We start from the raw sequence: 25,537 nt of genomic DNA, 5'->3' as shown, positions 1-25,537 counted from the left end.
AGAAATACTTAATAAGAGTATTTGGGTGTCCGTAATAGGGATTCCAGCCTGCAAATGGAGCTCCAGATTCCATCCCTCCTGCCTCATAAGTAATCATTTGTGGAGCTGTGTTCGATTGGCCCCATAGGTCGAGATGTGCTCGAATTACCGGGAACCAAGGGAAATTCGGCCAGCGGGTTCGTCCACCGAGAGGCAGCGTTCGGTGAGTACACACAACATCCAGGGTGCGGGGAGCGGGTTGCGCCTGCGGAACTGGCGGGTGCGCTCCAGGCTGGTCGCGCTCATCCTGGTCCCCACCGCCGCGGCGGTGCTGCTCGGCGGAGTCCAGGTCTTCGCCTCCATGCGTGCCGCCGCCGACTACCAGCAGGTCAACGACCTGGCCAGGCTGTCGGACCGCATCGGCGCGCTCACCCACGAGCTGGCCGAGGAGCGCGACCGCACGGCCTGGTTCATCGCCCTCGGCCGCCCGGAGCGCGAGGCGGAGGCCGTACGCGCCCGGATGAACGCGGTGGACGCCGCGGTGACGCACGTCCGCGACAGCGGCACCCTGCTGCGCGAGGCGGTCACCGGCCGGACCAGGGACGAGGTCGACACCGTGATCACCCGGCTGGACGACCTCGGGCCGCTGCGGGAGCAGGCGCTGAAGTCGACGCTGCTGCCCGACGCCGCCATCGACGCCTACTCCCTGGTGATCGCCGACCTGCTCTCCCTCCACGACGAGCTCGGCAAGGGCATTGCCGACGACGTGCTGTTCGGCCAGGCGCTGACCCTGGACGCGCTCGCCCGCGCCAAGGAGGCCGCCTCGCTCCAGCGGGCCCTGCTGGCGGTGGTACTGGTCGCGGGCCGGTTCGAGCAGGAGCAGATGGAGAGGTTCCTCGGCGCGCTCTCCTCCGAACGCAACGAACGCAGGACCTTCGCCGCCGAGGCCGGAAGCGAGCGGCGCCGCCTCTTCGACGAGACCGTCAACGGCCGGACCGCCGACCGGGCCGAGTTCCTGCGGGAGCTGGTCCTGCTCCGCGCGGCCTCGGGGGCCTCGCTCAAGGGCCTGGATCTGGCCGAGGCGGACGACGCCGGGCAGTGGTACGACGCGGTGACGGTCACGATCGACCGGATGCGTGACGTCGAGCAGCGTCACGCCCAGGACATCGTCACCCGCAGCCAGGAGCTCGGCGACGCCGAGCAGAGCCGCGCCCTGCTGGTCGCCGGATCGGTCGCCGGCCTCCTGCTGGTGGTGCTGCTGATCACTACCGGGGTGGCGCGCTCGCTGGTCAGGCCGTTGCGGCGGCTGCGCCGGGAGGCGCTGCGGGTCGCCGGAGAGCGGCTGCCCGCATACGTCCAGCAGGTCCGCGAGTCCCGCGACGGCGAGATCCTCGCCGAGGTGCCGCCGATCGGGGTCATGTCCCGCGACGAGATCGGCGAGGTCGCTCGGGCGTTCGACGAGGTCCACCGGGAGGCCGTACGGCTGGCGGGTGAGGAGGCCAAGCTGCGCAACACGGTCAACGCGATGTTCGTCAACCTCTCCCGCCGGAGCCAGACGCTCGTGGAACGCCAGCTCACCCTGGTCGAGCGGCTGGAACGCGGCGAGCGCGACGACCAGCGCCTGGCCGACCTGTTCAAGCTCGACCACCTCGCCACCCGCATGCGCCGCAACAGCGAGAACCTGCTCGTCCTCGCCGGGCAGGAGGTGGCGCGGCGCTGGCGGCAGCCGGTGGAGCTGATGGACGTCGTCCGGGCCTCGCTGTCGGAGGTGGAGAACTACGACCGGGTGACGGTCCGGGTCCAGTCCGAGGTCGCCGTGGCGGGCCCGGCGGTGAGCGACGTGGTGCACCTGCTCGCCGAGCTGGTGGAGAACGCGGTCTCGTTCTCGCCGAAGGACAGCAGGGTCGTGGTCTCCAGCAGCCGGATCGACGGAGGCGGCGTGATGGTCTCGGTGACCGACCAGGGCATCGGCATGATGCACGAGGAGCTCTCCCAGGCGAACTGGCGCCTGGCCAACCCCCAGGCCGCCGACGCCTCGGTCGCCCGCCGCATGGGCCTGTTCGTGGTCGGCCGCCTCGCGCTCAAACACGGCATCCGCGTCCAGCTCCGCCCCCAGGACACCGGCCTGACCTCCATGGTCCTCCTCCCGGAGGCACTCCTGGCCTCCCTGCCCGCCTCGCCTCCGCCCGCCTCGCCCCAGCAGGCCGTGCCGCTCCAGCCCGCGATGCCCGCCCCCGCGGGGACCGGGGCGCCCGCGACCCCCTTGCTGGCGGCGCCCGTCGCACCGGACGCGGTGGCCGTGCCGTCGCAGGCCAGGGCCCGATGGGCGACCGGGCCGAACGTGTGGAGCCCACCCGCGCGCTCGCGTCCCGCACCCGAGGGCCGGTCCCTCCAACCGCCGTCCGGCCCGCCCGGAGGTCCTCCGGCCCCGCCGGAGGCCGACGCCACCGGGTCGCTGCCCAGGGTGGAGACCTCGGCCCTGGATCCGGAGGAGGACTTCCTGCCGATCTTCGCCTCGGTGGAGTCGGGCTGGTTCCGCATCGTCACCCCCGCTCCCGCCGACGGGGCCGGACAGCCCGGCGAGCCCGGCCCCGCCGAGGCCACCGACCCCACCGACCCCGCCGAGGCCACCGAGGCCACCGAGCCCGCCGAGCCCGCGGTCTGGTCGTCCCCCGCCGACACCGGCTGGCAGGCCGCCCAGGCCGCCAGCGTGCCCGCGCTCGGCGGGACGACCACCTCGGGCCTGCCCAAACGGACTCCCAAGGCCAATCTGGTGCCCGGCTCGGTGAACCCGGCCCCCGGCCCGCTCCGGCCGCCGCAGCCGGCGGTCCCCATCTCGGCGGAGCGGGTCCGCAGCCGGATGTCGAGTTTCCAGCGGGGCGTGCGCAAGGCCCGCAACGAACTCCCGAAGCGGGAGAGCTGAGCCGTGCGGGACGGATACCGGAGCGCACAGGGGCCGGGAGACGGGTACGGCCCGTCGTGGGACGAGCCCTCCGGGTACGGGGGGCCGCAGGGGGAACCTCCCGGGTACGACGGCTCGCCGTACGGTGAACCGCCCGAGGAGGAGAGCTCGCTGGTCCGGATGTACGCCGTCACCGGCGGCCGGACCGCTCCGCGCACCCAGCTCGCCATGGAGGCCCTGGTCTCCTCCGCGACCTCCGCCCAGCTCGGCCTGTCCTACATCCGCGAATACCGGGTCATCAGCGATCTCTGCCGCCAGATCCGGTCCGTCGCCGAGATCTCCGCCCTCCTCGGTGTCCCCCTCGGCGTGGCCCGCGTCCTGGTCTCGGACATGGAGGCCGAGGGACTGGTCCGCGTCCACCACCCGCAGATCGACCAGGACGGCCCCGGCCTGCACCTGCTGGAACGCGTCCTCAGCGGGCTGCACCGCCTGTGACCGCGGCGCGGCCGGCGGCCGTACGGGCTCCGGGAGGGGGCGGGGTCAGCGCTGGGCCAGCCACCAGTGGGCGGCGACCAGCTCCGCCACCAGGGTCTCGGTGAGCAGGGCGACGTCGGCGTCGTCGTCGTGGAGGTAGCGGACGGAGGCCCTGGCGTCCGGCAGTTCGCCGCCGACGGTGAGCACGGTGGAGCCGCGCCGGCGGATCCAGTCCATGGCCTGGTCGTCGTAGCGGGAGCCGGGGAACATGACGGCGCGGTAGTCGAGGGTCTTGGTGAGGTAGACGTCCACGTGGGACCAGTCGCCGGTCTCGCAGGCGTCGGCGGCGCGGCGGGGGCCCTCCCGGAACATCAGGGCCGACTGCTCGGCCGAGGACAGCCGCTCGGCCGGGGCGATCGTGTAGACCCCGGCCGGGCCGTCGAGCAGGGTCATCGCCGGGTCCAGCCACCGGCCCCGGCGATCCAGCAGGTCGGCGGTGGCCTCGGCCGTACGGCGGAGCAGGCCGGGCACATCCGCCCCGGCGCCGGACGCGCCGGTGAGGTGGTTCTGCAGGGCCAGGAGCAGGCCGAGGGTGTGCTGGAAGGTCCGGCAGGACACGCCGCCGCGCTCCTCGCCCGCGACCATCGGCACCACCAGGTCGGCGCCCTCGGTGATCGCCGAGCCCGGCCTGTTGGTCATCGCCAGGACGGGCGACCGGCCGCGGTAGCGGGCGACCGCGTCGAGGGTCTCCCTGCTGCCGCCGGTGGCCGAGACCGCGACGACCAGGGTGTCCGGGGTGGCCGGGTAGGAGACGGAGGCCGAGGCGTATTCGGCGACCGCGTCGACGCCCACGGACCGCAGGCGCAGCGCGGCGACCCCGGCGGCGTACCGGGAGCTGCCCATGCCGAGGAAGAGCACCCGCCGGATCCCGGTCGGGAGCCCCTCGAACGGGTCGCCGGTCTCCAGGGCGCTCGCCAGATCGGCCAGCGCGGCGGGCTTGGCCTCCAGATCGGCGAGGTACAGCTCGGGGTTCACTTTTTCTCCTTGGGGTCAGTCGGCCGGCGCCCGGGTTCCGCCGGCCGGCACGGGGGCCGGACATCGGGTCCGGACCCGATGTCCGGTGCGGTCACGGCTGCCGGAGGGGGCCTGTCTATCGGTACCAGGACCGTAGGACGCCCATGGGGGCGTAGCGCCAGCGGGGCAGGTGGCGGGCGGCGTAGATGAGCTCCCTGCACTCCTGCTCGATCTCGAAGGGGCGCAGCAGGGAACGGTCCAGCAGGTCGGTGTGGCCGTGTTCGGCGAGGCGGGCGAGGTAGGCGGACTCCAGCGCCTCGCGGGCGGCGACGGCCCACGCGGCGATCACGAGGGGGTGGGCGTCGCGGCGTTTGACGGCGACCTGGCCGACGTGCTCCAGGCTGGTGATGAGCTGGGCGAGGTCGCGGGCGGCGGGCTGGAAGGGGTCGCCGCCGGTGACCGTCGGATTGCCGTCGAAGTCGATCACCGCGTAGCCGTCCCGCCAGCGGAGCGTCTGGCCCACGTGCAGGTCGCCGTGGATGCGGATCACCGGGGTGGCGTCCGCCCAGGCCAGGGGGGCCAGCTCGGCGCGGAGCGCGTCGGCGTGCGCGGCCAGCCAGTCGCCGTCCTCGCCGCCGGTCAGCGCGAGCGCCTCCTCCAGGGCCGCTCCGGCGCGGACGGACCAGGCGGTCGCCCCCGTCTTCGGGGCGGGCGCCCGCCGTACGGGGTCGGGGAAGGTCGCGGACGGGGTGGCCATCGCGGCGTGCAGGTCGGCGGCCAGGACGCCCAGGTCGGCGGCGAACTCCGTGCCGCCGGAGACGGCCTCGTCCACGCACCACTCCCAGCCGTCCCTGGCGTCGGGAAGGTAGGCGGTGACCAGGGCGAGCAGCAGTTCGACGCCGTCGTCCCCGCGGCGGGAGACGGCCGCGTACGGCGTGGCGGTCGCGGTGAAGCCGACCGAGGTCAGGTGGGCGAACATGTCCGGGGTCGGCTGGGGGAGCGGCGCCGGTGGGGTGAGCCACTTGACGACCACGCTCTCGCCGACGACGACCGAGTGGTTGGTCTGGTCCACGTCGAAGCCGCGTTCGGTGGCCGTGGGAGCGCTGTCAGCCGGTAACAGTTGAACGTCGATTGAAAAACCGGGAGCCGACGGGTCTGGCAGCGGGTGGAACCGGCGGACCGTGAACGGGCTGGAGACCTCGCAGTTCAGGGCAGCGAGGAACTCGCCGGTCCGTCCGTCGCCGGCGTGCGGCACGGTGTCGAGCCGATCCCATATTGAAGGTGGATTCAACAAACAGACCAAACTTCCCAGGGGTGATGTCCGGCAAAGTCTTGCCCAAGTTATTCTTGGCTGCAACACTCCTGTTTCGGTCTGCCGTGTCCGTAACGGCCGGTCTACCCTAATTACACTTGAAATTTGAAGGAGTAGCGGTCGTGTCCCGTGCCCGGTACACCCGTCGTCTTCCGGCCGCCGCCTTGGTCGCCGGTCTCGCTCTCGCCGTCTCGGCCTGTGGCGGAGGGTCCACGGACACCGCCGCCGCGCCCGCCGCGAGCGCCTCGTCCGCCCAGCTCGACCCGAACATGGACCTGTCCAAGCAGAGCCTCACCATTTCGGTCTGGCCGGGTTACACCCCTGAAGACCTGCCCAAGAGGGTAAAGGACAAACTCAAGACCGAGCTCAAGGTCACCCTGCACGACACCAACGAGATCATCATGGGCAAGCTGACCACCGGGGCCGACACCGGCCTCGACGTCGCCTTCGTCTCCGGCCAGTACGCCCAGGCCCTCAACGAGGCCGGGCTGCTGGAGCCGCTCCACCCCGAGCTCATCCCCAACCTGGCCAACCTCTACCCCGAGGCCAAGGAGCTCTCCTACGACAAGGGCAACGTCTTCTCCGTCCCCTACACCTGGGGCACCACCGGCATCTGCTACCGCACCGACCTGGTGAAGACGGCGCCGACGAGCTGGAACGACATCCTCAACCCGCCGGCCGATGCGAAGAAGAAGGTCACCATGATGACCACCGAGCGCTGGCTGGCCCTGCCCGCCGTCAAGGCGCTCGGCCTGTCGGTCAACACCAAGAGCGACGAGGATCTGGCCAAGATCAAGGCGAAGCTGATCGAGGCCAAGCCCAACCTGCTCCGCTACGACGACGTCGACTTCGGCAAGCGCCTCGTCAGCGGTGAGGCCGTGATGGTCGAGGCGTGGGACGGCTGGTGCCCGACCAGCGAGAAGAACATCGAGTTCGTGGTGCCGAAGGAGGGCAGCGACCTCTGGGTGGACACGATGGTCGTGCTGAAGTCCTCCAAGAACAAGGAAGCCGCGCACGCGTTCGTCAACTTCATCCTGGACCCGGAGATCCACGGCTGGGCCGCGCAGAACATCCTCTACAAGGTCCCCAACAAGGCCGCCATGGACGCCCTCCCCGCGGACCTCAAGGAGAAGAACAAGCCGCTCCAGATGAGCCCGGCGCAGCTGCTCGAGGGCGAGTCGATCATCGACCTCGGTGAGGACTCCACCAAGTTCACCCGCCTGGCCACCGAGGTTCAGGCCGCGAAGTGACAAGCTCTACCGTCTCCGGCGCGACCGCGAAACAGCGGTCGCGCCGGTCGCGTGTGCTCGGACGGCTGGCCTTCCTCAGTCCCGGCCTGGCCTACCTGATCGCGCTCATGCTGATCCCGCTGGCGCTGATCATCAGCTACGCGTTCTTCCGCAGGGGACGGTTCGGCGGTGTCGTCTACGAGCTGACCGGGGAGAACTTCACCCGGCTGCTCGACCCCATCTACCTCGACGTCGTGCTCGACTCGCTGAAGCTGGCCACGGCCGCCACGCTGATCGCCCTGCTGGTCGGCTACCCCACGGCCTACCTGATCGCCCAGCTCCCCGCGAGGTGGAAGACGATCGCGCTGATCGCGATCGTGATGCCCTTCTGGACGAACTTCCTGATCCGCATCTACGCCTGGATCGTTCTACTCAGCGGCCCCGGGCTGGTCAACACGGTTCTGGGCAAGCTCGGCCTGGGGCCGTTCGAGTTCCTCTACAACCAGGGCACGATCGTCACCGGCCTGGTCTACTCCTACCTGCCGCTCATGGTGCTCCCGCTGTACGCGGCGATCGAGAAGCTGGACCCGCAGCTCCGCGAGGCCTCGGCCAATCTCGGCGCCAGACCCGCCCGCACGTTCGCCTCGGTGACGCTGCCGCTGACCCTGCCGGGCGTCGTCACCGGATGCATGTTCGTCTTCGTGCCGAGCTTCGGCAACTTCGTCATCCCCGAGCTGCTCGGCGGCGGACGCTCGATCATGGTCGGCAACCTGATCAGGGACCAGTTCCTCAAGGCGCGTGACTGGCCGTTCGGCTCCGCCCTCACCCTGGCGCTGCTCGCCGTACTGATCGTCCTGCTGCTCCTGCAGGCATGGAGTGCCCGCCGTGCGTAAACCACGCCTGCTGTACGTCCCCTTCTGGGCGACCTACGTATTCCTGTACACACCCATCGTGGTGCTCGTCGTCATGTCGTTCAACGCCGGCAAGTCGCCCTACTCCTTCGACGGCCTCAGCCTGAAGTGGTACGGCAAGCTGGCGGGGAACGCCACCGTCGCGGAGGGCCTGGTCAACACGCTGATCGTGGCCGCCGGATCCACGGCGCTGGCCACCATGCTCGGCACCCTGCTGGCGGTGGGCCTGGCCCGCCACACCAAGTCGCGGCTGCTGGACGGGCTCGGCGTGCTGCCGGCCGTACTGCCGGACCTGGTGCTGGCCATCGGCCTGCTGGTGTTCTACGCCATGGTCAAGATGACCCTCGGCCTCCATTCGGTGCTGCTGGCGCACACGGTGTTCGGCATGGCCTTCGTGACCGCGGTGGTCCGCACCCGGCTCACCCACAGCGACACCTCCCTGGAGGAGGCGTCCAGGGACCTCGGCGCGACCCCCCTCACCACGTTCCTCCGTGTCACGCTGCCCCAGCTCATGCCGGGTATCGCGGCGGGCGCCATGCTGGCGTTCACGCTCTCCATCGACGAGTTCGTGATCGCCTTCTTCACGGCGGCCCCGACCACGCCCACCCTGCCCATCGTCATTTACTCAATGGTCCGCTTCGGGGTCACCCCGGAGATCAACGCGCTGGCGACACTACTGCTGGCCGTGAGCTTCACCGTGGTGATCGTGGCCCAGCGGATGACCCGACTGACGGAGTCGCTGTCCTAATGCTGCAGATCACAGGTGTCAGCCGCCGGTTCGGCGACGTCACGGCGCTGTCGGAGATCTCCCTGGAGATCCGGCAGGGGGAGTTCTTCGCGCTGCTGGGCCCCAGCGGCTGCGGCAAGACCACCCTTCTGCGGATCCTGGCCGGGTTCGAGGCCCCCGACTCGGGCACCGTCACGCTCGACGGGGAGGACCTGCTCGGCCAGGCGGCGCACCGCCGCCCGGTCAACCTCATGTTCCAGTCCTACGCGCTGTTCCCGCACATGACCGTGGCGAAGAACGTCGCCTACGGCCTGGAGCGGGAGAAGCTGCCCAAGGCCGAGATCCGCGAGCGGGTCGAGGAGGTCCTGGAGAAGGTCGGTCTGGCCGCGATGGCCAAGCGCAAGCCGCAGCAGCTCTCCGGCGGCCAGCGGCAGCGCGTCGCGCTGGCCCGTGCGATCGTGAAGCGGCCGCGCCTGCTGCTGCTGGACGAGCCGCTGTCCGCGCTGGACAAGAAGGTGCGCGCGGAGATGCAGCTGGAGCTCAAGCGGCTCCAGAACGAGGTCGGCATCACCTTCGTCGTGGTCACCCACGACCAGGAGGAGGCCATGTCGCTGGCCGACCGGATCGCGGTCTTCAGCGCGGGCAAGGTGGAGCAGGTGGACGCGCCGGTGACGCTGTACGAGCGGCCGCGCACGCCGTTCGTGGCCGACTTCGTGGGCGCCAACAACCTCTTCGAGGGCAAGGCGTGCGCGGACGGTCTGTCCAGCGACGGCCTCGGCGTCCTGCCCGGCCTGTCCGACCTGGAAGAGGGCACGTCCGCGCTGCTCGCCGTACGGCCTGAGCGGCTGAGGCTGATCAGCCTCGGCCACGGGCCGGCGGAGGGGGAGAGCGCGGCCGTCGCCGGCGAGGAAGCCGAGGCGGCCGAGGCGGAGGCGGGCACCGAGGTCGAGGCGGACACCGAGGTCGAGGCGGACACCGAGGACACCGGAAGTTCCGAGAGCGCGGTGGGCGGCGAGGTCGCCGAGGACGTGGCGGAGACCGAGACCTCAGAGAGCGCGGCGGACGGCGGGGACGCCGAGGACGCGGTAGCCGCTGAGGGCGCTGAGGACGTTGAGGGCGCTGAGGATGTGACAGCCGCTGAGAAGGCTGAGGACGTCGAGGGTACGGCGGATGGCGGGGACGCTGAGGACGCGGTAGCCGCTGAGGGCGCCGAGGACGCGGTAGCCGCTGAGAAGGCTGAGGACGTCGAGGACGCTGGGGACGCGGCGGGTGCCGTGGACCCGGTGGCCGGGGAGGGGGTGCTGCGGGGAGAGGTCGCCGACGTCAGCTTCTACGGTGGCATCTCGCACATCTCCGTCCTCGTGGCCGGACGCCCGGTGCCGGTCCTGGTGGCCACGCAAGGCGCCACCCAGGTCCAGGCGGGCTCCTCGGTCGCCCTCACCTGGGCGCCCGAGGACGGGGTGCTGATCCCTCAATGAGACGTCTTGAGCGGGTTGTTCGTGGCGGTCCTGGCGTAGGTCAGGATCAGCTCCGCCGCCTCCTGCGGGCCGATCACCGGGTGGCGGGCCGTTATGCGATAACCGTACGCATCCTCAAGCGCGACGAGGTTGCGCGCGATGAGCAGGGAGTCGCCGGACAGCGTGAAGGTCCCCAGCGCGGAGCCGGTCTCCAGGACGCTCTGGTACATGGAGACCTGGCGGTCGTAGAGCGTGGTGAGCAGGAGGGCGTACATCCTGTTGCGGGCGGCGGCGCCGCCGAGTTCGTTGAGCAGCCGCACGTCCGGGTCGTCCGGCCCGTGCGGCAGGCCCGAGCGGATGGTCACGACGAGCTTCTCGGCGGGGTCGCGCATGCCGCTGATCCGCTTGAGACGCTGCTCGTAGAAACGTTCCATCCCGGCGTGGTGGGCGTCCACCAGCAGCTCGCTCAGGTTGGGGTAGTGGTAGAGCACGGCCCCGGAGGTCAGACCGGCCTCCTCGGCGACGTGGTTGAGGTGCACTCCCTCGGTGCCGTGCCGGATGATCGCCCGGTGTGCGGCTGCGATGAGATCCAGGCGACGATCCGCCCGCCTCTTGCGCGTCATAATTCCCCGCTCGTCGAAAACCACGCTCTGTGCCGGGGTCCATAGTGACCGCTTTCCGGCGCTTTAGCTAGATCTAAGAATTGAACCATTCTTCAACGCCAGAATTCCCTCTCACTTGGAGGCATGATGTCTCTCACGATCCTGTTCATGCCGGAGAGCGCCTACGGGCCGACGAACAACTGCATCGGCGTCGGTGACATTCTCCGCAAGCGCGGCCACCGGGTCGTCTTCGCAGCTGAAGCCTCCTGGAAGGGAAAATTGGAGGCGCTCGGATTCGAAGAGGACTTGGTGGATCTCGCGCCGCCGGCCGAAGAGGAGCAGGACCCGGGACAGTTCTGGAAGGACTTCATCCGGGACACCGCGCCGGAATACCGTAAGTCGACCTCGGCTCAGCTCGAGACGGTGACCAAGCCGATCTGGGACGCGCTCATCGACGGCGCGAAGTACTGCGAGCCTCAGCTGAAGGCGATTATCGAGCGTGTTCAGCCGGATGTGATCGTCGAGGACAATGTCATCACCTTCCCGGCGCTGCTCACGGCCGGCAAGCCGTTCGTCCGCATCGTCTCCTGCAACCCGCTGGAGGTGCGCGGCGAGGGTGTCGCCCCGGTCTTCTCCGGCCTGCCCGCCGACGACCGGTCCGAGTGGGACGCCTTCCGCGCCGAGTACGACCGGACCCACCGCGAGATCTGGACCGCCTTCAACGAGTGGGTCGTCGCCCAGGGCGCCCGGCCGCTGCCCGAGCTGGACTTCATCCACGAGGGCGACCTGAACCTCTACGTCTTCCCGGAGATCGCCGACTACGTCGACGCCCGGCCGCTGGGCGACTCCTGGCACCGCCTGGACTCCTCGGTCCGCGAGACCGACGGCGGCTTCGAGCTGCCCGCGTCGCTGGCCGACCGGGACGGCGCGCTGGTCTACTTCTCGCTCGGCTCGCTCGGCTCGGCGGACGTCTCGCTGATGCAGCGGGTCATCGACGTGCTCGGCACCACCCCGCACCGTTTCATCGTCTCCAAGGGCCCGCTGCACGAGGAGATCAAGCTCGCCGACAACATGTGGGGAGCCGAGTTCGTCCCGCAGACGAAGATCATCCCCATGGCGGACCTGGTGATCACGCACGGCGGCAACAACACCACCACCGAGGCGCTGCACTTCGGCAAGCCGATGATCCTGCTGCCCCTGTTCTGGGACCAGTACGACAACGCGCAGCGGATCCACGAGCTCGGCTACGGCGTCCGCCTGGCCACCTACACCTTCACCGACGAGGAGCTGACCGGCGCGCTGGACAGGCTGCTCGGCGACGCGGGGCTCCGTGAGCGCCTGGCCGCCGCCGGCGAGGAGATCCGCCGCCGTGACGGCCTGCGCAAGGCCGCCGACCTGATCGAGCAGGCCGGCGCCTGAAGGCTCCCAGCACCACCATCACAAGGGAAGTTCCATGGGCAAGTTGATCAACCCGGCAGACGGCGAACTCCTCAGGGACGTGCCGGACACCCCGGTCGCCGAGGTGGCGGCCGCCGTACGGCGGGCGCGGGCGGCCTACGAGGAGTGGAGCAGGGCCACCCCGGCCGAGCGGGCCAAGGTGATGCTGCGCTTCGCCGACCTCGTCGAGGCCGACGCCGAGGAGCTCACCCGGCTGGAGGTCGCCGAGACCGGCAAGCCCGCCGCGGTGTTCCGTGACGGCGAGCTGCCGTTCGCGGCCGACAACCTCCGGTTCTTCGCCGGGGCGGCCCGCTCGCTGGACGGCACCGGGGCCGGGGTGCTCAGCTCCGGCTACACCTCGGTGCTGGTCCGCCGCCCGGTCGGCGTCGTCGGGTCGATCGCGCCGTGGAACTTCCCGCTCGTGATGGCCGTCTGGAAGATCGGCCCCGCCCTCGCGGCTGGTAACGCGGTGGTCGTCAAGCCCGCCCCGCAGACGCCGGGCACCACGCTCCGGCTGGCTGAGCTGTTCGCCGGGGCGGGGGCGCCCGAGGGGCTGCTCCAGGTCGTCCTGGGCGACGCCGAGGTGGGCGAGGCCCTGGTCACCGACCCAGGCGTGGACATGGTGAGCGTCACCGGCTCCACCGAGACCGGCCGTGCCGTCATGCGCGGGGCCGCCGGCTCGCTGAAGCGGGTCCACCTGGAGCTCGGCGGCAAGGCTCCGGCGCTGGTCTTCGGCGACGCGGACTTGGCCGAGATGGCCAGGGGTGTGGCCATGGGCGCGACCTACAACACCGGCCAGGACTGCACGGCCGCGACCCGCGTCTACATCTCCCGCGAGGTGTACGGCGAGGCCGTCGAGGCGCTCCACGCGACGCTGGAGCAGATCAAGGCGGGTGACCCCTGGGACGAGGCGACCGACATCGGCCCGCTGATCTCCGCGGCGCACCGGAACCGCGTGCACGGCTTCGTCGAGCGTGCCGCCGCCTCGGGCGCCTCGGTGCTCTGCGGCGGTGCCCCGCTCGACGGCCCCGGGTTCTACTACCCGCCGACGCTGATCGCCGGCGCCCGCCAGGACAGCGAGATCGTTCAGGGTGAGCTTTTCGGGCCGGTGCTGGTGGCGCTGCCGTTCGACGGCGAGGACGAGGCGGTACGGCTGGCCAACGACACTCCCTACGGCCTGGCCTCCTCGGTCTGGTCCAGTGACGTGGCCAGGGCGCTGCGCGTCTCGCACCGCCTCGACGTGGGCGTGACCTGGGTCAACGACCACCTGCCGATCGCCTCCGAGGCGCCGCACGGCGGGGTCAAGGGGAGCGGCTTCGGCAAGGACATGAGCCAGGAGGCCGTCCAGGAGTACTCCGTGACGCGCCATCTGATGATCAAACACCAGGCTCCCGAGGCCAGAGATTCCTTCCGGCCGGCCTGAAATTCTGGGGCGTATATCCCTTTTGCGGGGATTTGTCGACACTTACTCCATTCGAAGTGACATAAAGGATGTGCTCAAATTGCTTTCGCCGCATCCGCACCCGGCGAGGGGTTACGTAGGCCAGTGATGACACAAGACCGCCGGAGCCACCGTGCGTCAGGGGTGGGTAGCCGACTCCTGCCGTCGAACTGGCGCGTGCGCCCCCGTCTGGTCGCACTGATCCTGCTCCCCACCGCGGCAGCCGTGGTGCTGTCCGGGCTCCAGCTCACCAGCTCGCTGGCCAGCGCCGGGGAGTACCGCAAGATGACCGAGGTCGCCTCGCTCGTCGAGCAGCTCGGCACCCTCTCCCACGAGATGGCCGAGGAGCGCGACCTCACCGCCTGGTACATCGCCGACAGCCGCAGCCGTTTCCGGTTGCCCAAGTCCAAGCAGCAGCGGTTCGCCAAGGTCAAGCAGCAGCGTGAAGTGGTCGACCAGGCCAGCGCGCGGGTGCAGAAGTCGATCGAGAGCCTCGACAGGGGGCAGGCGTCCCGGGTTCTCGCCGAGACCTCCCAGGTGAGCCGCTGGCTGAAGGGACTGCGCGGTCTGCGCAGGCCCATGGAGCAGGACGTGTTCCCGCGTGCGGCCCGCATCGCCTACTCGCGGATGATCAGCGACTTCATCACCCTCCACGACGACCTCGGCCGCAGCGGCGGCGACGAGCGCCTGATCGGTGACGCGCTCGCGCTGGGCGCGCTGACCCGGGCCAAGGAACAGGTCGCCAAGCAGCGAGGCATCCTGCTCGTCGGCCTGGTGGAGCGGAAGTTCGACTTCGACGACCCCGCCGAGTATCTGGGCGCCTACCAGAGCCAGCTCAGCGAGGTGGCCGCCTTCCAGGCGACCGCCTCTTCGAGCGCCATCAAGAGCTACCACGACTCGCTCAGCGGTCAGAAGATCGACCGGGCCGACGCCACGCGCGCCCTCGTCATGTCCCGGATGCGCGAGTCCAAGTCGCTGCCCTTCATGAGGGACGACCTCAGAACGTGGCGCGCCGAGATCGAGAGCTGGTTCGGCTCCTCCAGCGCGACGGTGGACGGCATGCGGACCGTCGAGCGCAGCCTGTCCGCCGCGGTCGTCGCCCGCAGCCGGGAGATGGAGAGCAACGAGCAGCGCAGCGCCATCATCTCCGGCGCCGCGATCCTCGTCCTGCTGATCCTGATCCTGCTGATCACCGCCTGGGTGGCCGGCACGCTGGTCCGCCCGCTGCGCAGGCTGCGCAGCGAGGCGCTCGAAGTGGCCGACACCCGGCTGCCCGAGACCGTCCGCGTGCTGCGGGAGTCCGGAGACCTGGCCCCCAACGTCGAGGTGCCCTCCATCGGAGTGGTCTCCCGAGACGAGATCGGGGAAGTGGCGCGGGCCTTCGACGAGGTCCACCGCGAGGCCATCCGGCTGGCGGGCGACGAGGCCCGGCTGCGGAACAACGTCAACGCGATGTTCGTCAACCTCTCCCGGCGCACCCAGTCGCTCGTGGAACGCCAGATCGACCTCATCGACGACCTGGAGCAGGGCGAGCAGGACGACAGCCGGCTGGCCAGCCTCTTCAAGCTGGACCACCTGGCCACCCGCATGCGCCGCAACTCCGAGAACCTCCTGGTCCTCGCCGGTCAGGAGCAGAGCCGCCGGTGGAGTGAGCCGGTCCCGCTGAGCGACGTCGTCCGCGCCTCGCTGTCGGAGGTCGAGAACTACGAGCGGGTGTCCCTCCGTGTGGAGTCCGGCACCTCGATCATCGGTTCGGCCGTCAACGACATCGTCCACCTGATCGCCGAGCTGGTCGAGAACGCCATCTTCTTCTCGCCGCAGGACACCAAGATCACGGTGAGCAGCAACGGCAACGAGACGGGCGCCATCATCCTGGCGGTCACCGACGCCGGCATCGGCATGAGCGACGAGGAACTGGCCGAGGCCAACCGCCGGCTGGCCGAGCCCCCCGCGGTGGACCTGTCGGTCTCCCGCCGGATGGGCCTGTTCGTGGTCGGCCGCCTGGCCATGCGCCACGGCATCCGGGTCCAGCTCCGCCGCCCGGAGACCGGCGGCCTGAGCGCCGTCGTCCTGCTCCCCGTGCAGGTGGTGGCCCAGTCCGCGCTGCCGGAGCTGGCCATGGCCGGGCAGGGTACGCCCCAGCCGTCGTTCGGCAGCATGTCGAACCCGGACCCGTTCGGGGCCGGGCCGAACCCGAACCCGTTCGGCCTCGCCCCCGGGCGGGGAGCCGCCGGCGGGCCGCCCTCGGCCCCGAACTTCTCCGCCCCGCCGCCTCCGGCTGCGGCCGACCTCTGGTCGGCGCCGGTGGTGTCCGCCTCCGCGGTGGAGGACCTGTGGTCGTCGCCGTTCACCTCGGCCTCGTCGCCGCCCCCCGCCGCGCCGCCCGTCCCGGCCGCGCAGCCGTCGTTCCCGTCGTCCTGGCCGGAGCCGCCGCCGGTCGACCCGTGGACGCCGCCGCGGCAGGACCCGCGGCAGGACCCGCGGCAGGACATGGCGGACAACACCCAGAACCTGCCCGTGGTCGAGGTGTCGGCGACGGAGCCGGAGCCGGAGGAGTTCCTGCCGATCTTCGCGGCGGTGGGATCCGACTGGTTCCGCAGCAGTTCCGCGCCCGAGCCCGAGGCCGAGGCCGAGTCCCCGTTCGAGCCCGAGCCCGAGCTCCCGGTCCGGCCCCGACCCCGGCCGCTGGAGCAGCCGCTCCAGCCGCTCCAGCCGGCGCAGGAGGCCGAGCCGCTGCCGGTGCGCCAGCCCCGGCAGAGCCAGCCTCCCGCCGAGAGGCAGCCGTGGAGCACTCCCGCCGACCAGGGCTGGGCCGCCGCCGAGGTGGCCAAGAAGCCCGTGGAGGGGGGCACGACCGGAGCCGGTCTGCCCAAGCGGGTGCCCAAGGCGAACCTCGTCCCCGGATCCGCCTCCGCGGCGCCGGCGACGCCGCCACCCCCGATGCCCCCGATCTCGGCGGAGCGGGTGCGCAGTCGTCTGTCCAGTTTCCAGCAAGGCGTACGGCAGGGCCGCGCTGAGATGAGCGAGCGGTCCAACGCCGTCGAGGGAGAGAAGCAGTGAACCACCAACTCAGTCAGGCCGCCCGCGGCTTCAATTGGCTGATCACCGAGTTCGTCAAGGAGATGCCCGGAGTCGCCCACGCGGTGATCGTCTCCGCGGACGGCCTTCCACTGGCCTACTCGCAGGGCTTCCCGAAGGACCGCGCCGACCAGCTCGCCGCGATCACGGCCGGTCTGATCAGCTTGACCCAGGGGGCCTCCCGGGTCTTCGAGGGTGGTCCCGTCGCCCAGACCGTGATCGAGATGCAACGGGGCCTTCTGCTGACGATGTCGATCAGCGACGGTTCCGCGCTCGCCGTACTGGCCTCGCCGGACTGCGACATGGGCCTGGTGGCCTACCAGATGACACTGCTGGCTGAGCGTGCCGGACAGGCGCTCACGCCTGCGCTCCGGGCCGAGCTGCAGTCGGCTCAGCGATAGGGAGGTGATATGGACGCACCAGGTTGGCGTGGGCCGGGGGAGGATCCCCCGAACACGTCTCAGGCCAAGAGCGGGCGAGATCGTCTGATTCGCCCGTACGCTGTGACTGGGGGAAGGACCGCCCCTCGGATGCAGCTCGCACTCGAGGCGCTGGTCTCCTCGGCGACATTCGTGAGCGTGGATACGGGCACGCTCTCTACGGAGTATCAGGCGATCATCTCGTTGTCCCAGCAAGTGCGTTCGGTGGCGGAGCTCTCAGCCCTGCTGCGCATGCCGCTGGGCGTGACCCGGGTCCTGATCGCGGACATGGCGGCCGAGGGCCTGGTGCAGATCCACCAGCCGTCACTGGATGCCGGAAAGCCGGATCTCAACTTGCTTGAAAGGGTGCTCAGTGGGCTTCGCAGGCTCTGACGCCGGAATGACGTCGACGAAGATCGTTGTCGCCGGAGGATTCGGTGTCGGCAAGACGACCTTCGTCGGCGCGGTCTCCGAGATCATGCCGCTGACCACGGAAGCGGTGATGACAGAGGCCAGTGCGGAGGTCGACGACCTCTCGCACATCCCGACCAAGCGGACCACCACGGTGGCCATGGACTTCGGCCGGGTTTCGCTGGACCGGGACCTGATCCTGTACCTGTTCGGTACGCCGGGTCAGCACCGGTTCTGGTTCATGTGGGACGACCTCGTGAAGGGCGCGATCGGTGCGATCGTGCTGGTCGACACCCGGCGGCTGGCCGACAGCTTCCCGGCGATCGACTATTTCGAGGAGGCCGGACTGCCCTTCGTCGTGGCCCTCAACGGCTTCGGCGGATCGCACATCCACGGTGAGGAGGAGGTGCGGGAGGCTCTGACGATCTCCCCGCACATCCCCGTCGTCCGGACCGACGCCCGGTCCCGTGACGCCGTGAAGTCGACCTTGATCACGTTGGTCGAGCACGTCCTCACCCTCCGGGTCTGAGGTCATGGCGTGGGTCTCGTCCTCGACAGGTGAGACCCACGCCATGGTCACCGTCCTCGACGCCTCCGCCGGGGCGCGGCCCCGGCAAGGCCCCACGGGAGGCCGGCGGGTCAGGTGCCGGCCGGGTGCCAGGCGAGCACGCGCCGCTCCACCCGGAGGAACACCGTGTTCAGGCCGTAGCCGAGCAGCCCGATCAGGGTGATCGCCGCCCACATCGACGGGATGTCCAGCTCGCTCTGGGCGACCAGCATCCGGTAGCCGATGCCCTCGGTGCTGCCGACCAGCTCCGAGACGATCATCATGATCAGGGCGAGCGAGACGCTGAGCCGCAGGCCCGCGAATATCTTCGGGGCCGCGGCCGGGAGGACGACCAGCAGCAGCCGCCGGCCCAGGCTGGGCAGCACGTCGCCGAGCGCGTCGTCGGTCAGGAAGAGGCGGGTGGCCGGTCCGGAGAACCACATCTCGTGCAGCCGGGCCGCGATCACCGAGGGCGGCGGGAAGTAGACCGCCCGGGCCCACCGGGTCAGCGGTTCCCAGCCCGCGAGCGCGACGGGCACGCTCCACCACCGGGCCGGCAGGCCTCTCACCGGACCTCCCCGGCCCCGGCGTGACGCCAGCCGAACAGCCGGTGCTCGGCCGCGACCAGCAGGGTGTTGACGGTCAGGCCGATGGCACCGGTCCACACCACGGCGGCGAGCATCGCGTCCCGCTGGTTGCCGGCCGCCGCGTCGCCGAGGAAGGCGCCGATCCCGGCGCCGCCCGCGACCAGTTCCACGCTCACCGCCACGATCAGGGCGACCGAGGCGGAGATCCGCACGCCGGTGACGACGAACGGGGCCGCGCTGGGCAGCGAGACCCGGACCACGACGGCCAGCGGGCCGAATCCGAAGCTCCGCAGGGTGTCCTTGGCCACCGGGTCCACCTCCCGCAGGCCGTACATCGTGTTGATCAGCAGCGGCCAGGACGCGGCGAACACGATGAGCGCGACCTTGGCCTGGGTGCCGTCGGTGAACAGGAACAGGGCGAGCGGGATCAGCGCCACCGACGGGATCGGCCGGAGGAACTCGATCAGCGGGCGCAGCGCGCTCTCCACCGCGGGCACCGTGCCCAGCAGCAGCCCGGCCGGTACGGCGACCGCCACGGCGATCAGCAGCCCGCAGCCGCAGGCCAGGAGGGTGTGGCCCGCGTCGGCCAGGAAGTCCGGGTCGATCGCCAGCCGGGCCGCCCCGGCCACCACGGTGGAGGCGAGCGGCAGCAGCAGCGGGTCGATCAGCCCGGTGCGGCCGAGCGTCTCCAGGACGGCCAGGCACACCGCGACGCCGGCGACGCCGCGGCGGGCCTCGCGCGGGCTCACCGGTCAGGCCCCTGAGAGGGCGGGCGGCTCGTCATCCGGATGCGGGCCGTCACCCCGCCACGAGGGCGGTGGCGTCGATCCTGGTCCTGGTCAGCCCGGACTCCGACATCAGGTCGGCCACCCGCTGGATCCGGGCGGCGTCGAGGGAGGTGCTGAACGTGGCCAGGGTCATCGTGGCCGCCACGTCGGCCGGGATCTTGGTGAAGGACGGGATCACCCTGTCGACCTCGGACCGGTCGGCGGCGGCCAGTTTCTGGGCCCTGCCCAGGGCGCGCTGGAAGGCGGCGGCGGTCTTCGGGTTCCTGGCCGTCCAGTCGGCGCCGGCCGCCCAGCCGTCCAGGGGCAGTCCCTCGGTGGGGCCGGTGAGGGTGTCCACCAGCACGCGGGCCGACAGGTCCTTCTTGGCGGCCGAGATGTAGGGCTCGGTCGTCCAGGCCGCGTCGACCCGGCCCGCGCGCAGCGCCGCGAGCTGCTCGGCGAAGGGCACCGGCACGAAGCTCACGTCCGCGGGGCTGAGCCCGGCGGCTCTCAGATGGGCGCTGGTGGCCACCTCGCCCAGCGCCTTGACCACGTTCACCGCGATCTTCTTGCCCTTGAGGTCGCCGATCTCCCGCAGCGGCGAGTCGCCGGTGACCAGCACGCCGTTGACGCCCGGCGCGCCCTGCTGGGACTCCACCAGCATCTTGAGCTTGGCCACCCCGGAGTCCTGGATGGCGATCAGGGAGACGTAGCTGGTCAGGAAGGTGTCGATGCCACCGTTGAGGATCTTCGGCATGACGGCCTGGGGCGCCTGGATGGTCTCCGTCCGGACGGTCAGCCCCTCCTCCTTGAAGAAGCCCTTCTCGATCGCGATGAACAGCGGCGCCGCCGAGGGGACGGGCACCACGCCGACGGTGATCTCCGTCTTCTCCGGCCCACCGGCCGAGGGGCGGGCGGCGGCGCCGTCCCCGGCCCCGCACGCGCTGAGCGCCAGCGCGGCCACCAGCCCGGCCAGGCAGGCACGTCTGACTCCCATGAACTCTCCTTCGAGTGGATTCCGAATTTCATGCGCGTAATCGGAACGGCCGGTGCGGCTGATAAGTCATCCGTCCCGGCGGCCTTTGAAGCGACAGCGACTCTAGTGGAGGGAATTCCGCTCGGCCATGGGATTGCATCGGGGTGCGCCAGAGGAAAAGCGTCCGAAATAAACCATTAAGACGAGACATAAATTCACGAGTTATGATCTTGAATGGAGGTCGGTCCGGGGAATGGCGGCCGGGGGCGGATACGCATGCGTGTATTGATCGCCGGCGGAGGAATCGGCGGCCGCACCGCCGCACCCGGCCGGCACGCCGCGGGAATCGAATGCGTGGCCGCCGAGTCGGCCGTGGAATTGCGCCCGCCCGGTGCGGGAATCGATCTCCGGCCCCACGCCGCCGGGGAACTCGCCGGACTCGGGCGGGGTGACGGACTCGCGGAGGTCGGCGTCCGCACCGGCTTCCAAACCCGCATCGGCCGCTCCGGCGGCACGATCCTGGCGCTGCCCCGGGGGAGGACCTCCCGGAGCGCGGGGAGCCGGTGACGCGGGCACCCCGAAACGGCGAAGGCCGGTGACGCGGATCTCCACGTCACCGGCCTTCTGCCCGGATCAGATCGGCAGTGCCTCGACGACGCTGGAGCCGCCCGGCAGCTCCACCTGGCGGCTGAGCCGGAAACCGGCCTTGGCCAGCAGCTCGCCGTACTCGGAGGCGCTGCGCTCCATGCCCTCGCCGAACAGGGCGAGCATCCGCATGTCCACGTCCTTGCTGATGTGGGCGCTGTCGTCGTCCGGCACGACGAACTCGACCAGGAGCACCCGGCCGTCGTCCGCGATGACGTCCCGGATGTTGCGCAGGATCCGCACGGCGTCCTCGTCGGACCAGTTGTGGATCACGCTGCCCAGCATGTAGGCGTCCGCCCCGGCGGGCACCGCGGCGAAGAAGTCCCCGCTGACGCATTTGCACCGATCTTCAAGACCGGCCTCGGCGAAGAACTCCCGTGCCCCCGGGACCACCTGTTCCAGGTCGAACAGGACTCCTCGCACGTTTGAATGGGCCTTCAGGACGGCGGCCAGGATGTGTCCCTTGCCGCCGGCCACGTCCACCAGGGTGCGCACGCCGGAGAAGTCGTAGCGGGAGGCCACGGCCTCCGCGAACGGCAGGGCCCTGGCCACCATGTAGTCGTCGAACAGGCGCCCGGCCTCGGGGTTGTCCCCGAGGTATCCGTAGAGGGGCCCGTGCCGCTCGACGAAGGCCGACCTGCCGGTCCGCACGGTCCGGGCGACCGTGCCCATGCCGTACCAGAAGCCCTCCTCGGCGATCATCCGTACGGCGGACCGCAGCGAGTCGGGCACGTCGCCGCGGAGCGTGGCGCCCGCCTCGGTCAGCTGGTAGGTCCCGGCCGTCGCCGTCGCCACGATGCCCATGGCGGCGAGCTGGCGGAGCACCCGGCCGAGCGCCGCCGGGTCCGCCCCGCATCGGAGCGCGAGCTCCTCGACGCTCAGCGGCCCGTCCTTCAGATGATCGGCGCAGCCCAACTCGGCCATGGTGGCCAGGGCGGCGAAGCGGGAGACCCCGCCGATCGCATCCCAGACCGGTGCCTGTGGGTCGCTCATTGGCAGTCCTCTCTTACTGGTCTTACTGGTCTTACTGGGAGGCGGAGGCCGGTTGGCTCCGCATGCCGCGGACCAGGCGGCCGACCTCCGCGCGCAGGTGCACGAAGTCGGGATGCTCCCGCGTGGTGATCTGGTCGCGCGGTCCGGGCAGGTCCACGCGGAGGTCGCCCACGATCCCGGCCGGGGCCTTGGACAGGACCACGACGCGGTCGCCGACGTAGACGCTCTCGTCGATGTCGTGGGTGATGAGCACGATGGTCATGTTGTGGTGGCCGCGGACCCGCAGGGTCAGGTCCTCCAGCTCCTCACGGGTCTGGGCGTCCACCGAGCCGAAGGGCTCGTCCATCAGCAGCAGGGCGGGACGGTAGGCGAGGGCGCGGGCGATGGAGACCCGCTGCTGCATGCCTCCGGACAGCTGCCACGGGTATTTGGCCCCGGCACTCTCCAGGCCGACCTGCTCCAGCGCCTCCAGCGCCGCGTCCTTGCGCTGCTTCTTGTCCATTGCCTTGCGGCGCAGGGGGAGGGAGACGTTGTCGGCCACCGACATCCAGGGGAACAGGGAGCGGCTGTAGTCCTGGAAGACCACGGCCAGGTTGTCCGGCGTCTGCTCGACGGGAGAGCCGTTGAGCACCACCTGGCCGCCGGTGGGCCGCAGGAGCCCGGCGATGGAGCGCAGCAGGGTGGACTTGCCGCACCCCGAGGGGCCGACGATGCACACCAGCTCCCCCTCGGCGACCGTCAGATCGATGCCGTCCAGCGCGTTGTGGGCGCTCGGTCCGCTGCCGTAGGTGTGGGTCAGGTTGGAGATCTCAAGCACAGCAGGTCCTCAGGTCGTCTGCTTGGCGGTCCGGTGCCAGGACAGGACGCGTCGTTCGGCCGCGAGGAACGCCGAGTTGAGCACATATCCCAGGACACCGAGTACCACGATGGTCCCCCACACGCCGGGGAGATCGTAAGACCTCTGGGCGTCCAGGAGCTGGAAGCCGATCCCGTCGGTGCTGCCCACCAGCTCGGAGATGACCATCAGGATCAACGCCAGGGACAGGCTGACCCGCAGACCGGCGAAGATCTTCGGCATCGCCGCGGGGAGGACGAGCAGGAACAGCCGTTGCTTGAGCGACAGCCCGAAGACCCTGGCGGTGTCCACGTACTGGCGGTCGATGTGCCGGGCCCCTTCGGCCGCGTTGATCAGCACCGGCCAGATGATGCCGAACACGATCACGTTGATCTGCATCTGCGGGCCGATGGCGAACAGCGCCATGAAGAACGGCAGCAGCATGGGCGGGGGGATGGCACGGGCGAACTGCACGAGCGGGTCCACGAACCGGAAGTACAGCGGTCGGCGGCCCAGAACGAGCCCGACGGCGGTCCCGATCACTCCGGCCAGCACCCATCCGGCCAGCAGCCGGCCGACGCTCGCCGGGATGTTCTCCAGCGCCGCGTCGGTGAGCCAGAGCCGCTCGGGCGGGCCGGTCAGCCACATCTCGTACATGCTCGCGGCGATCGTGGTCGGCGGCGGGAAGGAGAGATTCTCCGCGGCGCGGGTGACGAGCTCCCAGACCACCAGCACCACCGGCACCGCCCACAGGCGGCCGGCGGCGCGCAGGACGCGTTTCATCAGACCACCTCGGTCCGGGCGGTGTGCCAGCGGAAGATCCGCCGCTCCGCCAGCACGAACAGGCTGTCGGAGACCAGGCCGATGACTCCGGCCCAGATGGCGGTGGCGATGATGTAGACCATCGCGTCGGGGCTGCCGCCCACCTCGATGAGGAAGACGCCGATGCCGTCGGAGCCTCCGGCGAGCAGCTCCACGCTGATCGCCACGATGAGCGCGATCGCCGAGGCCAGCCGTACGCCGGTGGCGACGAACGGCGCGGTGCTCGGCAGTGACACCCGCCACAGCACGGCCAGTGGGCCGAACCCGAAGCTGCGCAGCGTCTCCTTGGCGAGCGGGTCGACGTCCTTGAGCCCGTACAGCGTGTTCATCAGGACCGGCCAGGTGGCGGCGTAGACGATCAGCGTGATCTTCATGTCGAACTTGTCGGAGAACAGGGCGAGCGCCAGCGGGATCAGCGCCAGCGACGGGATCGGGCGGAGGAACTCCAGGATGGGCCGGAGCGCGCTCTCCGCGCGCGGCAGGGTGCCGAGCACGAACCCGGCGGGCACGGCGATCACGACGGTGAGCAGGAGCCCCAGCGCCCAGGCGCCGAGGGTCGAGACGACGTCGAGGAGGAAGTCCACGTCGGTCGCGAGCTCGACCGCGCGGCCGAGCACCGTCGAGGCCAGCGGGAAAACGATCGGGCTGATCAGCCCGGTCCGGCCGGTTGCCTCCAGGACACAGAACAGCCCTGCGGCGCCGAGGGCGCCGCAGAGCGGTTTGCTGTCGAGCAGGCGCCGTCCGATCACCCGGAGTTTCCGAGGAGGAGGGACTTGGCCTCGATCTTGCTCTTCAGCAGGCCCTGCTCGAGCATCAGGTCGGCCACCCGCTGCAGGCGGGTGGCGTCAAGGCTGGTGGGGAAGGTGCCGAGGGTGATGACGGCGGCGGTGGCCGCGTCGATCCCCTTGGTGTAGGTCGGCAGGATCTCCTCGACGGCCTTGCGGTCGGAGGCGGAGATCTTCTGGGCCTCGGCGACCGCGCGCTGGAAGGCGGCGACGGTCTTGGGGTTCTTGTTGGCGAAGTCCTCGGTGACGATCACGCCGGCGATGGGGAAGTCGGCGGTCGAGTCGACCATGGTGTCGGCGAGCTTCTGGGCGCCGATGTTCTTCTGGACCGCGGTCAGGTGCGGCTCGGTCATCCAGGCCGCGTCGACCACGCCCTGCTCCAGCTTGCCGGCCATGTCGGGGAAGGGGAACTCCAGGAACTCGACGTCCTTGTCGGTCAGCCCGTGCGTCTTGAGCACCGAGGTCACCGACAGGGTGCCGATGTTCCTGAGGCTGTTGACCGCGATCTTCTTGCCCTTCAGGTCGGCCGGGGACTTGATCGAGGAGTCCTTGGCCACCATGAGGTTGAAGGAGTTCGGGGTCGCCTGGTAGAGGTCGGAAATGATCTTCGGCTTGTTGCCGGCCGACGCGGCCAGGAAGGTGGAGACGTAGTTGGTCTGCGTGGCGTCGAGGGAGCCGCCGAACAGGCCCTGCTGTGCCTGGGCGCCACCCTGGACCACCTGGATGTCGACCGTCAGGCCTTCTTTCTGGAAGAAGCCCCTCTTGTTGGCGATGTAGAGCGCGGCCGAGTCGGGGATGGGCAGCGCGCCAATCGTGATCTTGGTCTTCTCAAGCCCGCTCGCGCTGGCGGTGTCGGTCTTGGCGTCCGAACCACCACAGGCGCTCAGGGTCAGCACGGCGGCGAGCCCTGCGACGACCGCCCGGCCCGCAAGTCTGAACCTCATGGGGTCTCCTTAGCTGCGTTTGACCGCCCCGGCCGGAACTCGCTGGAAGCTACTGGAAGCTGGCGAGCGACATGAAGATGTCCCGGGAGGCACGTGATCAAGGGGGGTATGCCGACCGCGGATCAGAGTAGCGGAGTAGATCGCCCAAATTACAAATATCGGCCTAAAGGGCCAAAAGGGTCATAATCGGACTTTCTTGCCCTGTGCCCGTGAATCGCGATGGCTGGGATTTGTCTAGTCGTC

Annotated in this window: 24 protein-coding genes; 13 read left to right on the top strand and 11 right to left on the bottom strand. The window is 70.2% G+C overall.

What is annotated here, in order from left to right:
* The first annotated feature begins 202 nt into the window (after window positions 1–202).
* Together BM085_RS05215 and BM085_RS05210 are read left to right on the top strand one after the other, a co-directional pair.
* Window positions 203–2,902: a sensor histidine kinase gene (locus tag BM085_RS05215; protein WP_245789134.1), complete on the top strand. Its 2,700-nt coding sequence runs from the start codon at window positions 203–205 to the stop codon at window positions 2,900–2,902.
* Window positions 2,903–3,052: 150 nt separating this feature from the next.
* Window positions 3,053–3,376, top strand: a complete 324-nt coding sequence (locus BM085_RS05210; protein ID WP_218158633.1) for a DUF742 domain-containing protein — start codon at window positions 3,053–3,055, stop codon at window positions 3,374–3,376.
* A gap of 45 nt (window positions 3,377–3,421) precedes the next feature.
* Here the strand turns inward: BM085_RS05210 and BM085_RS05205 are convergent, their stop codons facing one another.
* Complete coding sequence (locus tag BM085_RS05205) at window positions 3,422–4,390, bottom strand: SIS domain-containing protein (RefSeq protein WP_093885886.1); 969 nt, start codon at window positions 4,388–4,390, stop codon at window positions 3,422–3,424.
* Window positions 4,391–4,505: 115 nt separating this feature from the next.
* On the bottom strand, window positions 4,506–5,660 hold the full coding sequence (locus BM085_RS05200; protein WP_143120812.1) for an aminoglycoside phosphotransferase: 1,155 nt from the start codon (window positions 5,658–5,660) through the stop codon (window positions 4,506–4,508).
* A gap of 143 nt (window positions 5,661–5,803) precedes the next feature.
* On the opposite strand from BM085_RS05200, the gene BM085_RS05195 reads away from it, so the two are divergent.
* Genes BM085_RS05195 through BM085_RS47330 form a run of 4 tightly spaced genes read left to right on the top strand, consistent with a single transcriptional unit; the run spans window position 5,804 to window position 10,026 of the window.
* On the top strand, window positions 5,804–6,931 hold the full coding sequence (locus BM085_RS05195) for a polyamine ABC transporter substrate-binding protein (protein WP_093885884.1): 1,128 nt from the start codon (window positions 5,804–5,806) through the stop codon (window positions 6,929–6,931).
* Window positions 6,928–7,803, top strand: coding sequence for an ABC transporter permease (locus BM085_RS05190; protein ID WP_218158619.1), 876 nt, complete (start codon window positions 6,928–6,930; stop codon window positions 7,801–7,803). Before BM085_RS05195 ends, BM085_RS05190 begins: the two co-directional genes overlap by 4 nt.
* The gene (locus BM085_RS05185; protein ID WP_093886145.1) at window positions 7,796–8,569 is read left to right on the top strand and encodes an ABC transporter permease; all 774 of its coding nucleotides are present in this window, start codon (window positions 7,796–7,798) and stop codon (window positions 8,567–8,569) included. Before BM085_RS05190 ends, BM085_RS05185 begins: the two co-directional genes overlap by 8 nt.
* On the top strand, window positions 8,569–10,026 hold the full coding sequence (locus BM085_RS47330) for an ATP-binding cassette domain-containing protein (RefSeq protein WP_093885882.1): 1,458 nt from the start codon (window positions 8,569–8,571) through the stop codon (window positions 10,024–10,026). The genes BM085_RS05185 and BM085_RS47330 overlap by 1 nt, the downstream gene beginning before the upstream one ends.
* On the opposite strand, the gene BM085_RS05175 is transcribed toward BM085_RS47330, so the two are convergent.
* On the bottom strand, window positions 10,020–10,628 hold the full coding sequence (locus tag BM085_RS05175) for a TetR/AcrR family transcriptional regulator (RefSeq protein ID WP_093885881.1): 609 nt from the start codon (window positions 10,626–10,628) through the stop codon (window positions 10,020–10,022). The genes BM085_RS47330 and BM085_RS05175 overlap by 7 nt on opposite strands.
* A gap of 126 nt (window positions 10,629–10,754) precedes the next feature.
* Between BM085_RS05175 and BM085_RS05170 the strand changes: the two genes are divergently transcribed.
* From BM085_RS05170 to BM085_RS05145, 6 genes are all read left to right on the top strand, one after another.
* On the top strand, window positions 10,755–12,026 hold the full coding sequence (locus BM085_RS05170; protein ID WP_093885880.1) for a glycosyltransferase: 1,272 nt from the start codon (window positions 10,755–10,757) through the stop codon (window positions 12,024–12,026).
* A gap of 34 nt (window positions 12,027–12,060) precedes the next feature.
* Window positions 12,061–13,467 carry an aminobutyraldehyde dehydrogenase gene (locus BM085_RS05165; RefSeq protein ID WP_093885879.1) on the top strand — a complete coding sequence of 469 codons (1,407 nt, stop codon included), beginning with the start codon at window positions 12,061–12,063 and terminating at the stop codon, window positions 13,465–13,467.
* A gap of 195 nt (window positions 13,468–13,662) precedes the next feature.
* Complete coding sequence (locus BM085_RS05160; RefSeq protein ID WP_218158618.1) at window positions 13,663–16,545, top strand: nitrate- and nitrite sensing domain-containing protein; 2,883 nt, start codon at window positions 13,663–13,665, stop codon at window positions 16,543–16,545.
* Window positions 16,542–16,964 carry a roadblock/LC7 domain-containing protein gene (locus tag BM085_RS05155; protein WP_012888544.1) on the top strand — a complete coding sequence of 141 codons (423 nt, stop codon included), beginning with the start codon at window positions 16,542–16,544 and terminating at the stop codon, window positions 16,962–16,964. Before BM085_RS05160 ends, BM085_RS05155 begins: the two co-directional genes overlap by 4 nt.
* A 129-nt stretch (window positions 16,965–17,093) precedes the next feature.
* Window positions 17,094–17,375, top strand: a complete 282-nt coding sequence (locus tag BM085_RS05150) for a DUF742 domain-containing protein (protein ID WP_031158898.1) — start codon at window positions 17,094–17,096, stop codon at window positions 17,373–17,375.
* A 7-nt stretch (window positions 17,376–17,382) separates the two neighbouring features.
* Window positions 17,383–17,922, top strand: a complete 540-nt coding sequence (locus BM085_RS05145) for a GTP-binding protein (RefSeq protein WP_012888545.1) — start codon at window positions 17,383–17,385, stop codon at window positions 17,920–17,922.
* Between the two features lie 110 nt (window positions 17,923–18,032).
* Here BM085_RS05145 and BM085_RS05140 read toward each other — a convergent pair whose 3' ends face one another.
* From BM085_RS05140 to BM085_RS05130, 3 genes are read right to left on the bottom strand one after another with little or no spacing between them, the layout of a single operon-like run.
* Complete coding sequence (locus BM085_RS05140; protein WP_093885876.1) at window positions 18,033–18,509, bottom strand: ABC transporter permease; 477 nt, start codon at window positions 18,507–18,509, stop codon at window positions 18,033–18,035.
* A complete protein-coding gene (locus BM085_RS05135) occupies window positions 18,506–19,276 on the bottom strand; it encodes an ABC transporter permease (RefSeq protein WP_093885875.1) in 771 nt (256 codons plus the stop codon). The genes BM085_RS05140 and BM085_RS05135 overlap by 4 nt, the downstream gene beginning before the upstream one ends.
* A 49-nt stretch (window positions 19,277–19,325) precedes the next feature.
* Window positions 19,326–20,291 carry an ABC transporter substrate-binding protein gene (locus BM085_RS05130; RefSeq protein WP_093885874.1) on the bottom strand — a complete coding sequence of 322 codons (966 nt, stop codon included), beginning with the start codon at window positions 20,289–20,291 and terminating at the stop codon, window positions 19,326–19,328.
* A 255-nt stretch (window positions 20,292–20,546) separates the two neighbouring features.
* Here BM085_RS05130 and BM085_RS05125 point away from each other — a divergent pair, with 255 nt between their 5' ends.
* Window positions 20,547–20,837, top strand: coding sequence for a Rossmann-fold NAD(P)-binding domain-containing protein (locus BM085_RS05125; RefSeq protein WP_143120810.1), 291 nt, complete (start codon window positions 20,547–20,549; stop codon window positions 20,835–20,837).
* A 66-nt stretch (window positions 20,838–20,903) separates the two neighbouring features.
* On the opposite strand, the gene BM085_RS05120 is transcribed toward BM085_RS05125, so the two are convergent.
* From BM085_RS05120 to BM085_RS05100, 5 genes are read right to left on the bottom strand one after another with little or no spacing between them, the layout of a single operon-like run.
* Complete coding sequence (locus BM085_RS05120; RefSeq protein ID WP_093885872.1) at window positions 20,904–21,908, bottom strand: methyltransferase; 1,005 nt, start codon at window positions 21,906–21,908, stop codon at window positions 20,904–20,906.
* 31 nt (window positions 21,909–21,939) lie between these two features.
* The gene (locus BM085_RS05115) at window positions 21,940–22,725 is read right to left on the bottom strand and encodes an ABC transporter ATP-binding protein (RefSeq protein ID WP_093885871.1); all 786 of its coding nucleotides are present in this window, start codon (window positions 22,723–22,725) and stop codon (window positions 21,940–21,942) included.
* A 9-nt stretch (window positions 22,726–22,734) separates the two neighbouring features.
* On the bottom strand, window positions 22,735–23,526 hold the full coding sequence (locus BM085_RS05110; RefSeq protein WP_093885870.1) for an ABC transporter permease: 792 nt from the start codon (window positions 23,524–23,526) through the stop codon (window positions 22,735–22,737).
* A complete protein-coding gene (locus BM085_RS05105; RefSeq protein ID WP_093885869.1) occupies window positions 23,526–24,314 on the bottom strand; it encodes an ABC transporter permease in 789 nt (262 codons plus the stop codon). The genes BM085_RS05110 and BM085_RS05105 overlap by 1 nt, the downstream gene beginning before the upstream one ends.
* Window positions 24,311–25,294 carry an ABC transporter substrate-binding protein gene (locus BM085_RS05100; protein WP_093885868.1) on the bottom strand — a complete coding sequence of 328 codons (984 nt, stop codon included), beginning with the start codon at window positions 25,292–25,294 and terminating at the stop codon, window positions 24,311–24,313. The genes BM085_RS05105 and BM085_RS05100 overlap by 4 nt, the downstream gene beginning before the upstream one ends.
* Between the last annotated feature and the right edge of the window lie 243 nt (window positions 25,295–25,537).

This window comes from Streptosporangium canum (assembly GCF_900113865.1).
In the GTDB taxonomy this organism is placed as follows: Bacteria; Actinomycetota; Actinomycetes; order Streptosporangiales; family Streptosporangiaceae; genus Streptosporangium; species Streptosporangium canum.
Note: the sequence above shows the minus strand (reverse complement) of the source record. Positions and strands in the feature narration are given on the sequence as shown.